The sequence below is a fragment of the Cobetia sp. 5-11-6-3 genome (assembly GCF_013374055.1).
Lineage (GTDB): Bacteria > Pseudomonadota > Gammaproteobacteria > Pseudomonadales > Halomonadaceae > Cobetia > Cobetia marina.
Genome location: NZ_BLWJ01000001.1, coordinates 141,985 through 153,958, shown reverse-complemented (window position 1 = coordinate 153,958; position 11,974 = coordinate 141,985). Strand labels below are relative to the sequence as shown.

Annotated in this window: 11 protein-coding genes; 9 read left to right on the top strand and 2 right to left on the bottom strand. The window is 55.9% G+C overall.

Annotation, left to right across the window (positions count from 1 at the left end; genetic code table 11):
* The first annotated feature begins 53 nt into the window (after positions 1-53).
* The gene (locus HXS66_RS00555) at positions 54-830 is read left to right on the top strand and encodes an SDR family NAD(P)-dependent oxidoreductase (RefSeq protein WP_176502633.1); all 777 of its coding nucleotides are present in this window, start codon (positions 54-56) and stop codon (positions 828-830) included.
* Positions 831-998: 168 nt separating this feature from the next.
* On the opposite strand, the gene HXS66_RS00550 is transcribed toward HXS66_RS00555, so the two are convergent.
* Positions 999-1,472 carry an META domain-containing protein gene (locus tag HXS66_RS00550; RefSeq protein WP_255303016.1) on the bottom strand — a complete coding sequence of 158 codons (474 nt, stop codon included), beginning with the start codon at positions 1,470-1,472 and terminating at the stop codon, positions 999-1,001.
* A 258-nt stretch (positions 1,473-1,730) separates the two neighbouring features.
* Here HXS66_RS00550 and HXS66_RS00545 point away from each other — a divergent pair, with 258 nt between their 5' ends.
* From HXS66_RS00545 to HXS66_RS00535, 3 genes are all read left to right on the top strand, one after another.
* Positions 1,731-2,414, top strand: coding sequence for an RraA family protein (locus HXS66_RS00545; protein ID WP_176493069.1), 684 nt, complete (start codon positions 1,731-1,733; stop codon positions 2,412-2,414).
* Positions 2,411-3,616, top strand: a complete 1,206-nt coding sequence (locus HXS66_RS00540; protein ID WP_176502632.1) for a pyridoxal phosphate-dependent aminotransferase — start codon at positions 2,411-2,413, stop codon at positions 3,614-3,616. The genes HXS66_RS00545 and HXS66_RS00540 overlap by 4 nt, the downstream gene beginning before the upstream one ends.
* A 61-nt stretch (positions 3,617-3,677) precedes the next feature.
* A complete protein-coding gene (locus HXS66_RS00535) occupies positions 3,678-4,958 on the top strand; it encodes a dicarboxylate/amino acid:cation symporter (protein WP_176502631.1) in 1,281 nt (426 codons plus the stop codon).
* Positions 4,959-5,141: 183 nt separating this feature from the next.
* Here the strand turns inward: HXS66_RS00535 and HXS66_RS00530 are convergent, their stop codons facing one another.
* On the bottom strand, positions 5,142-6,059 hold the full coding sequence (locus HXS66_RS00530) for a LysR family transcriptional regulator (RefSeq protein ID WP_084208955.1): 918 nt from the start codon (positions 6,057-6,059) through the stop codon (positions 5,142-5,144).
* A 410-nt stretch (positions 6,060-6,469) separates the two neighbouring features.
* Between HXS66_RS00530 and HXS66_RS00525 the strand changes: the two genes are divergently transcribed.
* The 5 genes from HXS66_RS00525 to HXS66_RS00500 all read left to right on the top strand — a co-directional run bounded on the left by HXS66_RS00525 (position 6,470) and on the right by HXS66_RS00500 (position 11,860).
* On the top strand, positions 6,470-7,465 hold the full coding sequence (locus tag HXS66_RS00525) for an ion transporter (RefSeq protein WP_176502630.1): 996 nt from the start codon (positions 6,470-6,472) through the stop codon (positions 7,463-7,465).
* Between the two features lie 144 nt (positions 7,466-7,609).
* Complete coding sequence (gene egtB / locus HXS66_RS00520) at positions 7,610-8,929, top strand: ergothioneine biosynthesis protein EgtB (protein ID WP_176502629.1); 1,320 nt, start codon at positions 7,610-7,612, stop codon at positions 8,927-8,929.
* A 90-nt stretch (positions 8,930-9,019) separates the two neighbouring features.
* A complete protein-coding gene (locus HXS66_RS00515; RefSeq protein ID WP_176502628.1) occupies positions 9,020-9,361 on the top strand; it encodes a DUF427 domain-containing protein in 342 nt (113 codons plus the stop codon).
* A gap of 379 nt (positions 9,362-9,740) precedes the next feature.
* Positions 9,741-11,087 (top strand): hypothetical protein, encoded by a 1,347-nt coding sequence (locus HXS66_RS00510; protein WP_176502627.1) that lies wholly within the window; start codon positions 9,741-9,743, stop codon positions 11,085-11,087.
* A gap of 431 nt (positions 11,088-11,518) precedes the next feature.
* Positions 11,519-11,860: a DUF427 domain-containing protein gene (locus tag HXS66_RS00500; protein WP_153635473.1), complete on the top strand. Its 342-nt coding sequence runs from the start codon at positions 11,519-11,521 to the stop codon at positions 11,858-11,860.
* Positions 11,861-11,974: the final 114 nt, after the last annotated feature.

Here is an 11,974-nt window from a genome sequence, read left to right as displayed (position 1 = left end):
ATGGCAGCAGCGCATCATTTACAGATTTCAGTGAGAGATTCAGGAGACGACTCATGCAACTGAACGACAAGATTGCACTGGTGACAGGGGGTGGGCGCGGTATTGGTCAGGGGATCGCGCTGGCATTGGCCAAGGCGGGCGCGGATGTCGTGGTGGCGGATCTGGATCTTGCCATCGCCCGCGAGACGGCGGAAAAAGTGGAGGCACTGGGTAGACGGTGCCTGGCGCTACAGGTCGATGTCTCGGATGCGGCATCCGTGCGACGCTTGATCGAGGAGGCTGAAGTCGGAATCGGCCCGCTCGATATCGCCATCAACAATGCCGGCATCATCGGCATCCACTCCATCGATGCACTGACAGTGGAGGAGTGGGACCGCGTCATGAACGTCAATGCGCGAGGCACCTTCCTGTGCACTCAGGCCGAGGTCGCCGTGATGCGCTCACGCCGCGTCGGGCGGATCATCAATGTGGCCTCGATGGCCGGCAAGGTCGGCTTTCCTGATCTGTCGCACTACTGTGCCTCGAAGTTTGCCGTCATCGGCTTTACCAATGCCGTCGCCAAGGAAGTGGCAGCGGAAGGCATCACCGTCAATGCGATCTGTCCGGGCGTGGTGGGTACCGGCATGTGGCGGGGCGAGAGCGGACTCTCCGCACGCTGGAGTCAGGAAGGCGAAAGCGAGCCCGCTGCATGGGAGCGCCTGCAGAAGAGCCTGCTGCCCCAGGGAGTCGCCCAGACACCTGAGGACATGGGGCAGCTGGTGGTCTACCTCGCCCAGGCCGAGCATGTGACAGGGCAGGCCATCGCCGTCGATGGGGGCTTCACGCTGTGAGCTAGCGCTGAGTCAGTACAGAGAGCAAGGTTGAGCTCAGTGGCTGACGGCAAGGGGGGATCGCATGACACAACGACGCCTTCCGGCAACGGGAGGCGGCGTTGTGGTGTCTGTTGCGCAGAGTATTCAGCCCAACTTCACCCTGCACTAAGCGGCCGGCGATAGGAGTCAGTAAAGGTGAACAGCCTCCAAACGGGCACGCGATGCCCCTTGTTCATCCAGCAGCGTCAGTGTCCTGCCGTCTATCTGCCAGCCCGACACGTCATTGAGTGTCGCGAGAAAATCGCGTTCTAGCGTCGCTACTTCACCGGGGCAAGCCATGCGCGTGGTGGCCAGACGATCGAAGCTGAGTTCGTGCTCGTCATGGTGGTATTCCCCCATCAGGCGATTGCAGCCGGTGGAACCGGCCACTCGCGAGTTCTGTGTCGAAGCGTCAGGGGCATGCAAGACGAAATGGGCTTCACGCTTGCCATCCACCACGGGTGTCGGCTGGTCATCTAGTGTCACCAGCTTCCAGTAAGTGTTCTCCAGCGGCTCATCGACCGCGTGATTGTCGTCAGGGGATTGAGCGCCCGCGCAGCCGCCCAGGGTGAGTGCTGCGCTCATCACGGCGGCGTATGTCATCGCTTGAGTCGGTTTCATCCGGGTGTCTCCCTCCAATGTCATGGGGCAGATTACGCTATCACGTTGATCGTTGTGAGGTAGAGGCTCTCGGGGATGACTTGGGCGCTATCGGTGGTGACTGTCAGTGAGGGCGAGCGCACAGCCCTGTTCATGGGTTCCTGAAAAAGCAGGCAGACAACTGATGCCTAAAAGTGATTTATAAAGATAAATATTAATCGCTTTTTTGGATTTTTTCTCGATGCATACTCGAATGGAGCCCACAGATTGGAGTAGATCATGATTGCGTCTTCGGTAGATTCCGGCATTCCCGCCCTGGCAGATCCCGCTCATATCGAGGCCCTGCGCAACATCGTGACGCCGCACCTGAGCGATAACCTGGATCGCCTGAGTGGTATTCGCGGCCTGACGCCTTATCACGACGGCACCAAATTGGTCGGCACCGCATTCACCGTCAAATGCCGCGCTGGTGACAACCTGTATATCTACCAGGCACTGACGATGTTGCGTCCGGGCCATGTGCTGGTGATCGACGGCAGTGGCCATCTGGACAATGCATTGGTGGGTGAGCTCATCAAGTGTTACGCCCAGCAGCGCGGTTGCGTGGGATTGGTGGTGGACGGCGCCATTCGCGACATCAAGGCATTCGCGGAAGATAGCTTCCCTTGCTATGGCCGCGGCAGCATTCATCGTGGCCCTTACAAGAATGGGCCGGGTGCGCTCAATGTTCCCGTCTGTGTCGGCGGGCAGGTCGTGAATCCGGGCGACATCGTGGTAGGAGATGAAGATGGGCTGGTCACCTTCGCTCAGTCCGAGGCACCCGCGTTGATCGAGGCTGCCAAGGCCAGTTTCCGGAAAGAGGCCGGCATCATGGAGGAAATCTCGAGCGGCCAGCATTACCAGCACTGGCTGGATGCGGTACTCATCTCCAAAGGCCTTGAGTACGGGGAGGCACACGCATGACACCGATCCTGTTGGCCGACCGTCTCAAGCGCATTCAACCTTCCCCCAGTGTCCAGGCCAATGATCGCGTGGCAGCGCTGCGTGCCGAGGGCAAGGACATCATCAACTTCACCATCGGTGAGCCTGACTTCGACACGCCGGCCCACATCATCGATGCCGCTGTCACCGCGATGAAGCAGGGCGATACGCATTACACGCCGTCAGAGGGAACCCCTGCATTGCGTCAGGCGATTGTCGAGAAGCTCGCTCGGGACAATGCATTGGAGTATCACTTCGACGAGATTGTCGTGGGGGCCGGCGGCAAGCACATCCTCTATCACGTGATGGCAGCGACGCTGAATCCAGGCGATGAGGTCATCGTGCCAGCGCCCTATTGGGTGTCCTATCCCGATATCGCATTGCTCAATGAGGGAGTGCCGCGTGTCGTCACTTGCGACGCCTCCTGTGGCTTCAAGTTGACACCTCAGGCGCTGATCGAGGCGATCACCGACAAGACACGCTGGTTGGTGCTCAATACGCCGTCCAACCCGACCGGTGCCGTGTACTCTGAATCGGAGCTGCTCGCGCTCGCTCAGGTGCTGCGTGATTATCCTCATGTCGGCATCATCTCCGACGAGATATACGAGCATTTCGTCTACGCCCCGGCGCGCCATCTATCGCTGATCAATGTGGCGCCAGACCTCAAGTCGCGCACCTTGATCGTCAATGGCGCCTCCAAGGGGTATGCCATGACGGGCTGGCGGATCGGCTTCGGTGCCGGTCCTCGAGACTTGATCCAGGCCATCGTGAAACTGATCTCCCAGACCACGACTTGCCCCAGCTCGATCAGTCAGGCCGGCGCAGTTGCAGCTTTCATCGGTGATCAGGCTCCTGTGCGCGCCATGGCGGAACGCTACACGCAGCGTCGTCAATTGATGCTCGAGGGCCTGCAATCGATAGCAGGCGTCAATTGCACTGCCCCCGATGGCGCCTTCTATGTCTATCTCGATGTCAGCGGGCTATTGGGGAAGACGACACCAGGGGGCCAGCGTCTCATGCGTGATGGTGACGTGGTGCTGTACTGGCTCGATGCCGGTGTTGCGGCGGTCAGCGGTGAAGCCTATGGCCTGTCACCCTACATCCGGCTGTCCTTTGCCATCGGGGATGAGGCCATCCAGGAAGGCTGTCGGCGTCTACGCGAGGCCTGCCTGGCATTGACGTGAACCTTGTCGCAACGAACAAGACTCACCTCCCGTAATTCACAATGACAATAATGAGGTTCCCATGACACTTACCTTGCGAGGTTCACGGGGGTTACCCGTGCGTATTTTCATCGGCTTCATGCTGGGTATCAGCTGTGGCTTGCTGTTTCAGGATTTCTCAATGGCGATCAAGCCACTGGGCGACGCGTTCATCAATGCCATCAAGATGCTCATCGTGCCGATCATCTTCTTCTCCGTGGCGGGTGGTATCGCCAACATGGGGGACGTGCAGCAGCTGAAGCGTGTAGGCGGCAAGACATTGCTGGTGTATGTCGGCATGACCCTCATCGCGGGCATCATCGGACTGGTCGTCGCCTCCATCATCCAGCCGGGCAAAGGGCTTGATGTCCAGATGAGTGCCCCGGTGGAGGCGGTCTCGAGCGGCCTGGACATCGGTCAATTCCTGTTGCAGATGATTCCCAGCAACCCCGTGGCAGCGATGGCCAGTGGCAACGTGATCCAATTGATCGTCTTCACCATTCTGGTCGGGGTGGCCATGGTCATGCTGGGAGAGAGTGTCGCCCGACTGCGTGCCTTGTTCGATGAGGGGGCTGCGGTGTCATTTCGTATTCTGGACATGGTCATGGCGACGTCGCCTATCGGTATCTTTGCCCTGATGGCGTATGCCGTCGCCAACTACGGCATTGATATCTTTGGACAGATCGGCAAGTTCATCCTCGCGGACTATGCCGCTCTGCTGGTGATATGGGCAGTGGTCTCCATTCTGCTGGTCCTGTTCACGCGAATTTCCTATCCGCGCTTGATACGCAAGATGGTGCCTATCTGGCTCATGACGCTGTCGACCACCAGCAGCAATGCCACATTGCCTGTGACGATGAAGGTCACCCATCGTGATCTCGGTGTGCCGGAATGGCTGTGCTCGTTCATGCTGCCGCTGGGCGCGACGATCAACCTGATGGGGGCCGCTGCGTATCTGTCCGTGCTGGTCGTGTTCGCGGCAGACTTCTATGACCTTTCGCTGAGTTTCTCGCAGATGGTCAACGTGATCTTCATCGGCACCATCCTGTCGATGGCAGCTCCGGGCATTCCCGGCGGCGGGATCGTCATGGGCACCCTGATCCTGCAATTGATGAATCTGCCGTTCGAGCTGGTCGGGCTGATCGCCGGCATTTATCGCATCGTGGATATGGGGCACACCACACTCAATGTTTCCGGTGATGTGGTGGGTGCATTGCTGGTGGCCAAGAGTGAAAACCTGCTCTCGACGGAAAAGGTCGCTTCTCCCACCACGACGCCTGCCACACCGCCCACATCATCCACACCGGCAGTGAGTGTGGATTGAGGCATGTGATGGCCAGTTCATCGCCCTGACAGCATCAGTCTCCTGACAATCCGTGTGTCCTTGGCTCTCACGCGGCTGGCTTCACTGTCATCCAGGCCCCCGACACCTCGTGTCGGGGGCTTTCTGTATCGGAAGGAATGCCGCAGCGGTTGTGCTCAGGCAGACATGGACACCGACCCCTCGTTATTCTGTCGTCGGCAGGCGATCGAAATACAGTTGATTGAAATTGCAGGTACTTTCAGCCAGTTCCGCGATGGTTGCCGTCAATCCGGCCTGACGGTCGGCGCGATAGAATGCACTGTATTGCACCAGCGGGAGGCTTTCGGTGGTGGGCAAGATCTGCAGCATCTTGCGGTCGACCAGAAATTGCATGCAGTGACGGGGGAGGTAACTGATACCCGCTCCTGACAGGGTCAGGCCGACCTGCGCCAGCAGGTAATTGCTGACCAGCGTATTTCGCATTCGCGCCCCGTGTTGCAACAACCACCGCTCGCAGATCAACCCCGTGCCCGAGTGACTTCCTTGAGACAGCACCGTGAGTTCGGTCAGCTCCTGGAGCGTCAGCGTACGGCCCTCCGGCACAGTGCCATGCGCTGCCATCCAGACGTTTTCCACGCTTTTCAGTGGCTGAGAGATGAAGCGCGCGTCTGAAAACACATCGGGCACGATGATCATGTCCAGTTGGTCGTGTTCCAGCTTGCTGTAAAGCTCACTGCTGAGCTCGATCGAGGGCTCGATCTTGAGGCGGGGAAAGCGCTCTCGAATCCGCGCGATCAACTGTGGCAGCCAGGTGATGCCGGTCAATTCGGTCACGCCGATCCGAAACTGACTCTGGATGACGGACTCGTCACTGATGCGCTCGACGAGATGATCGCGGCGTTCCAGCAGGTCCTTGCCCAGTGCCAGCACCTCGAGTCCCTTGTCCGTCAGGCGGGCCGAGCGTCGGCTGCGATCAAATAGCGGCACACCAAAGGTTTCTTCCAGCTCTTGAATCCGCTTGGATATTGCAGACTGCGTCGTATGGAGCTTGTTGGCGGCCGCTTCAAAGCCCCCGAGTTCGCTCACCCAGTAAATTGCATCGAGTTGTTTGAAGGTGATCATTCCGCAAGGCCATTGGCAACGAAGTGTGCTTGCGATGATAGAGCGTTCCGACGCGAGGAGCATGCCTTGTCATCGCATATCTCTCGCCATTGACCGCGAGTCCTGGACACACATTCTGCTCAGCGCAGGACGCCATCTTTCGGAGAAAGTGGGACGAAAAGTGGCAAGAAGAGTGGCAAGAGGAGTGGATCGCCTGTTTCCTTAAGCCTCACGTGGTCACCACGGGACTCCATCAGTATCCTGATCACATAGGCGCTGCATCGTGAGTCGCCTCTCGCCGGCCCTGGTTGCTGGCCCGGCCCAGGCCGCTGCTCTCAGTGGACCCGCTATCAGGCGCGCCGTACTCCAGGAGCACCGCATTCAAGGTGTCGTGCTCGAAACCCCAGGACGAAAATACGTCAGGAGTTGTCATGCCAGCCACTCGCACGACCTCATCCGCGAGAGAGCGGATACATCTGTGGTGGGATCTTTTCATCATCGTGCTCGTGATCGCCAATCTGGCATTGCTGCTGTTCGATAGCCTCTTCCTGATTCCCCCGCTGAACACGGCCTTCGAGGCTGTAGCGCCCGGCTTGCATGCGGCCTACGAGCAGAACATCCATGCCAACTTCCTCTCCATCGACCTGGCGTTCGTCGCCGTCTTCCTGCTGGATGTGCTGGCGGGGTGGGCAGTGGCTATCGCGGAGCGGCGCTACCACCGCTGGTTCTTCTATCCCTTCATGCACTGGTATGACGTGCTGGGGTGTATCCCGCTGAGCGGCTTCCGTCTGTTGCGTGTGTTGCGTGTGATCTCGCTGCTGTTCCGTCTGCAACGCCTCGGCATGATCGATGTTCGCCGCTGGTACCTCTACGGAGTGGCGGCCAAGTATCTCGACATCCTGCTGGAGGAGCTGACGGACCGTATCTCCCTACGCATGCTCGATAACGTGCAGCAGCAGTTGCGCGACAGCGATGACCTCTCATCGTCGGTGATCGAGCGTGTCGTGGAACCGCGCAAGCAGGCCTTGATCCAAGAGATCAGTCTGCGACTCGAGACCATGGCCGGGGATATCTATACCCAGAACCGCGACGATACCCTGCGCTATGTACGGGGGCTGGTCAGTCGCACTCTTGCCGAGAGCCCGGAGCTCCGGCGTGTCTCGCGCCTGCCCATGGGCACCCAGCTGACGAAAGGGCTGGAAAGCTCGCTGTCGGATCTGGCCTGTCACCTTGTTGATGAGGCGCTGGTCGACCTGCGTTCCAAGGAGTTCTCGGCGCTGGTGGGGCATCTGGCAGAAAGTGGTTTCGATGCCTGGGCGCGCACTGACCCGAGGACGGAGCAGATCACCGAACAGGTGCTGATCGACATGTTGGAGCTACTCAAGGAGCGCATCGCCGTGAAGAGCTGGCAGAAGAAATACGAGTGAAGGCAGGTGTGCCTGAAGGGGCATGTCGCGCCTGGCCCGCGTGCAGGGCAACTCTCTGCACGGGGCAGCCCCTTGAAAGTCGGTCACGACCTCCCGACATCAGTATCTCGGCAATGGATCTGTAACACCCCAAAGGACGTCTCGATGTCATATGCACCGCAACCCTCAAGCGACACTCACGACCTCGAGCAGGCGAAGACGTGGCTACGTACTTACCAGCGAGTGCGAGCTGCCACCGAGGCGATCTGTGCGCCGCTGCACAAGGAAGACTACATGGTGCAGAGCATGGCGGATGTCAGCCCGCCCAAGTGGCACATCGCCCATGTCAGCTGGTTTTTCGAGGCCTTCATCCTGAAGCCGTTTCAGCCCGGCTATCAGACGCTCGATCCCGCCTACGATCACCTCTTCAACTCCTACTACGAGACCCATGGCGTGCCGTTCCCGCGCGCCGAGCGTGGCGCAATCTCGCGCCCGACCGTCGACGATGTCTATTGCTATCGCGCACACGTCGATAAGGCCATGCAGGCCTTGCTGGAGAATCCGCCTGAGGAACATCTGCCGGAGATTCTGCGCCGTCTGGAGCTGGGTCTACCGCATGAGCAGCAGCATCAGGAGCTGCTGTTGATGGACATCAAGCACATCCTGGCGCAGAACCCGCTGTGCCCGGCCTATCGGGATGATCTGGCGCCTGGCTTGGCACCGACACCGGAGCAGGAGGTGCCGCCGCTGGGCTGGATTGCCTATCCTGCCGGGATTCGCGAGATCGGCCATGATGCCTCTAGAGGCGGCTTCGCCTACGACAACGAGATGGGCCGCCACCGTCAGTTCGTCGAGGCGTTCCAGATGGCCGATCGCCCGGTGACGAATGGCGAGTTTCTCGCCTTCATGCAGGACGGCGGCTACGCCACTCCCGAGCACTGGCTGGCGGATGGCTGGGCGACGGTCAAGGCGGAAGGTTGGCGGGCACCGCTTTACTGGGTCGAGCGCGACGGCATCTGGCATCACTACACCCTGGGCGGCCTGGTACCGGTGGATCTGAGCGCGCCGGTCTGCCATGTCAGCTTTTTCGAGGCCGACGCCTACGCCCAATGGGCGGGCGCGCGTCTGCCGACTGAAGCCGAGTGGGAGACAGTCGCTCAGGATGTCCCTCTCTCGGGCAATTTCGTCGATCAGGATCATCTGCAGCCAGTCGCGGCCGCGAAAGCCGACGGTACGCCAGGTCAGATGTTCGGCGATGTCTGGGAGTGGACGGGGAGCGCCTATCGTCCGTATCCGGGCTTTCGCAAGCTGCCGGGCAGCCTGGGAGAGTACAACGGCAAGTTCATGTCCGGTCAGATGGTGCTGCGCGGAGGCTGCTGTGCCACGCCGGCAGACCACATCCGCGCGACCTATCGCAACTTCTTCCCGCCCGAGGCGCGCTGGGCGTTTTCTGGCTTCCGGCTCGCCAGGGACGGAGGGGCATGATGGGCTGCCCCCTGCATGACGCGCCTCCAAGCACCTTCATCTGCCGCTTCTATCTGCTGCTTTCATCTGCCAACCCGAAAAGGAGTGTTCATGGCCGATCACCCCGAACCGCGTATCACGCTGCACCCGCTATCCTCGCGGGTGCGAATCCTGGTCGGTGAAACAGTGATCGCCGACACCGGCAACGCGCTGGAATTGCGCGAGAAGGGCTATCCGCCGAGGCTCTACCTGCCGCGCGCCGATGTGGCGATGGCGAAGCTCTCGGTCTCTCACACCGTCACCCATTGCCCCTTCAAGGGCGACAGTACCTATTACTCGCTACCAGACCTTCCTGATATCGCCTGGAGTTACGACCAGCCCATTGAGGAGATGCAGGCGATCGCCGGGCGGCTGGCGTTTGATGGAGAGAAGGTCACGTTGGAGGTGGAGTGATACAACTACTCCAAGGCTACAGGACTTGGATTATAGTGTTTTGTGCGGTATCTAGGATCTGGTATTCGACTTAACCTGAACGCTTTAGTGCTACTAAATCTTGAAGCCTATAGTAGAATGGTATCTAGAACTAGGGAATTAATAGAGTTTTCCTGTGTAAATTCAATGTAGGCATTGTTGCCTAATTAAATATGCTATAGACTCGAGAATGCTTATATGATAAAAGTTGTCTTGGGAGAAGTGTTGCTACAGTTGCTTTTAAGCCGATTGTACTAGAGCGAAGGTGATAAGCATGCATTCTAAGTTGCCTCTGCATTTGACTTTCAAAGTGGGTGTTGTGTAAGTCGATCATTATTTATATAAAGCCGAGAGGTGATAAGTGAGTAATTCCAATAGTCAAGTGTTGAATAGATCTACCGTGTTTGTGCCTGGTGCATTCCCTTTGTATAGCTATGTTCATCGGAAATTTGTAAATGAAAGATCTGGATTTGAAGTGGATCCAGAAGTTAAAATTAATAGTGTGCTATCTCAGTCTGGTATCATAGTCCAAGTGGTTGGTCCATCTAAAAGCGGTAAAACTCGTGCTATAGAAAAGTGTGTCGGTGAGAATAATTTAGTGTTGGTTTCTGGCTCTCAGATAAGCAAAGAAACTGACTTGTGGTCGATAGTTTCAAGTAAGTTGCGGCAACCGGTGACTACTAGTTTTACGTATAGTAATTCTAGAAATTATGAAGAAGGCGATACCTTGAAAGGAAAGCTTAATGGCGCTGTAGTATCATCGGAGTATACTACTGGTTTTAAAAAAGAACGCGCACAACAGTTCGAAGAAACATCATCTTTCAATACTAGTCCGTTCAATAAATGTTTAGAACTCCTTAGCTCAGACGATAAAGTGCTTTTCTTGGATGATTTTCATGTGATCCCATATGAGATTCAGCCACGTATTGCTGCGCAATTAAAGACAGCAGCAGAAGCTGGTGTCAAAATATGTTTGGCGGAAGTTCCACATCATAGTAATAAGCCAATATCAGCTCTTCCAGATCTGACAGGTCGCATTCACACGGTTAAGTTTAAATACTGGAGCGAAAAAGACTTAGTTAAAATTGGTCGACTAGGCTTTGATAAACTTCATGTATCTATTAATGAAGCTTCTTTAAGAGCATTTGCAATCGAAGCAGCAGGTTCCCCGCAGTTAATGCAAATGATTTGCCTTAATGCTGCTGAATTTGCTGAAATTAATGAACCCTTACAAACTCATACGAATAAAGTTTTTTCGTTAGAAGATATTCGCGTGATCCTTTTGAATACTCATGAGTCAATAGATCGCAGCGAAATACTTAAAATACTTGATCAAGGTCCAGATGAACGAGGAAAATCTAGGACACAGTACTCTGTACATGAGTTAAAGCTTGCTGATAATTATGAAATTGTTTTGGCAGCAATATCTCTATCACCTCCGGCAGGTACGCTAACTTGGAGTAGTGGGACTGATAATTTACAAAAGCGTATTGATCTGATTTGCTTGAGTAATAAAAAACCCCAAAAAGCACAAATTACTCGCACGCTCGAGCATATGCAGGTACTAGCCAATACATCAATGCCTAGTTTGCCAATTATTGATTGGAATGCGTCTTCTGAATTAAATATATTGGATCCATACTTTCTCTTTCATCTGAGATGGAGTGAGAAATATGAAAAGATAAGAGGAAGAGTTCAATCCCTATAAGTTGCCTTTCAATATATTGATAAGCCCATAGGGTGCGTTGTTTTTTAGATGGTTGATATTATTTTTGTGGGACCTAATAGGGATTATACTTTTATTCGACATGTAGTGGGTGATGATAGTATGTCTCTAGGTTTATACTATTCGCTTGAATTAACTTGAAATAATTTTTTGGGGGTTGATAGGCAATATAGTACTTAAAATAACCAATTTCTGGACGTGGGGAAATGTAATAGCAGCAGTTTGCTAGTCTTATTTCGTGCTCAGTTCATCAATGTACTTGCAAGTACATTCGAACCTAGGTTCTGTACAAAAAGTCGGCTCGTAGACATCGGTGTATGCAAGCTATGCATACCATCGCATAAAAGCTACGGGCCAACTTATCATGACGCGCCATCAAGCACCTTCATCTTCCAACCCGAAAAGGAGTGTTCATGGCCGATCACCTCGAACCGCGTATCACGCTGCACCCGCTATCCTCGCGGGTGCGAATCCTGGTCGGTGAGACGGTGATCGCTGACACTGGCAACGCGCTGGAATTGCGCGAGAAGGGCTATCCACCGAGGCTCTACCTGCCGCGCGCTGATGTGGCGATGGCGAAGCTCTCGGTCTCTCACACCGTCACCCATTGTCCCTTCAAGGGCGACAGCACCTATTACTCCTTGCCCGATTTTCCGGATATCGCCTGGAGTTACGACCAGCCCATCGAAGAGATGCTGGCGATCGCCGGGCGATTGGCGTTCGATACCGACAAGGTCACATTGGAAATGGAGTGATTCAGGTGAATGACTCGCGGCCAACCTGCTTCTCTTGTCGGCGCATAAGGTCCCGCAGTGCTCTTCTTCAGAGATAAACCGATAGAGAACAGTAGCTTGGCGTTCGCCAGATAG

What these genes read in the sequence shown, in the direction of transcription:
- HXS66_RS00530 (WP_084208955.1), bottom strand. Translation starts at nt 6,059, where the DNA reads ATGATCACCTTCAAACAACTCGATGCAATTTACTGGGTGAGCGAACTC.
- HXS66_RS00555 (WP_176502633.1), top strand. Translation starts at nt 54, where the DNA reads ATGCAACTGAACGACAAGATTGCACTGGTGACAGGGGGTGGGCGCGGT.
- HXS66_RS00550 (WP_255303016.1), bottom strand. Translation starts at nt 1,472, where the DNA reads ATGAAACCGACTCAAGCGATGACATACGCCGCCGTGATGAGCGCAGCA.
- HXS66_RS00515 (WP_176502628.1), top strand. Translation starts at nt 9,020, where the DNA reads ATGGCCGATCACCCCGAACCGCGTATCACGCTGCACCCGCTATCCTCG.
- HXS66_RS00545 (WP_176493069.1), top strand. Translation starts at nt 1,731, where the DNA reads ATGATTGCGTCTTCGGTAGATTCCGGCATTCCCGCCCTGGCAGATCCC.
- HXS66_RS00540 (WP_176502632.1), top strand. Translation starts at nt 2,411, where the DNA reads ATGACACCGATCCTGTTGGCCGACCGTCTCAAGCGCATTCAACCTTCC.
- egtB (WP_176502629.1), top strand. Translation starts at nt 7,610, where the DNA reads ATGTCATATGCACCGCAACCCTCAAGCGACACTCACGACCTCGAGCAG.
- HXS66_RS00535 (WP_176502631.1), top strand. Translation starts at nt 3,678, where the DNA reads ATGACACTTACCTTGCGAGGTTCACGGGGGTTACCCGTGCGTATTTTC.
- HXS66_RS00500 (WP_153635473.1), top strand. Translation starts at nt 11,519, where the DNA reads ATGGCCGATCACCTCGAACCGCGTATCACGCTGCACCCGCTATCCTCG.
- HXS66_RS00525 (WP_176502630.1), top strand. Translation starts at nt 6,470, where the DNA reads ATGCCAGCCACTCGCACGACCTCATCCGCGAGAGAGCGGATACATCTG.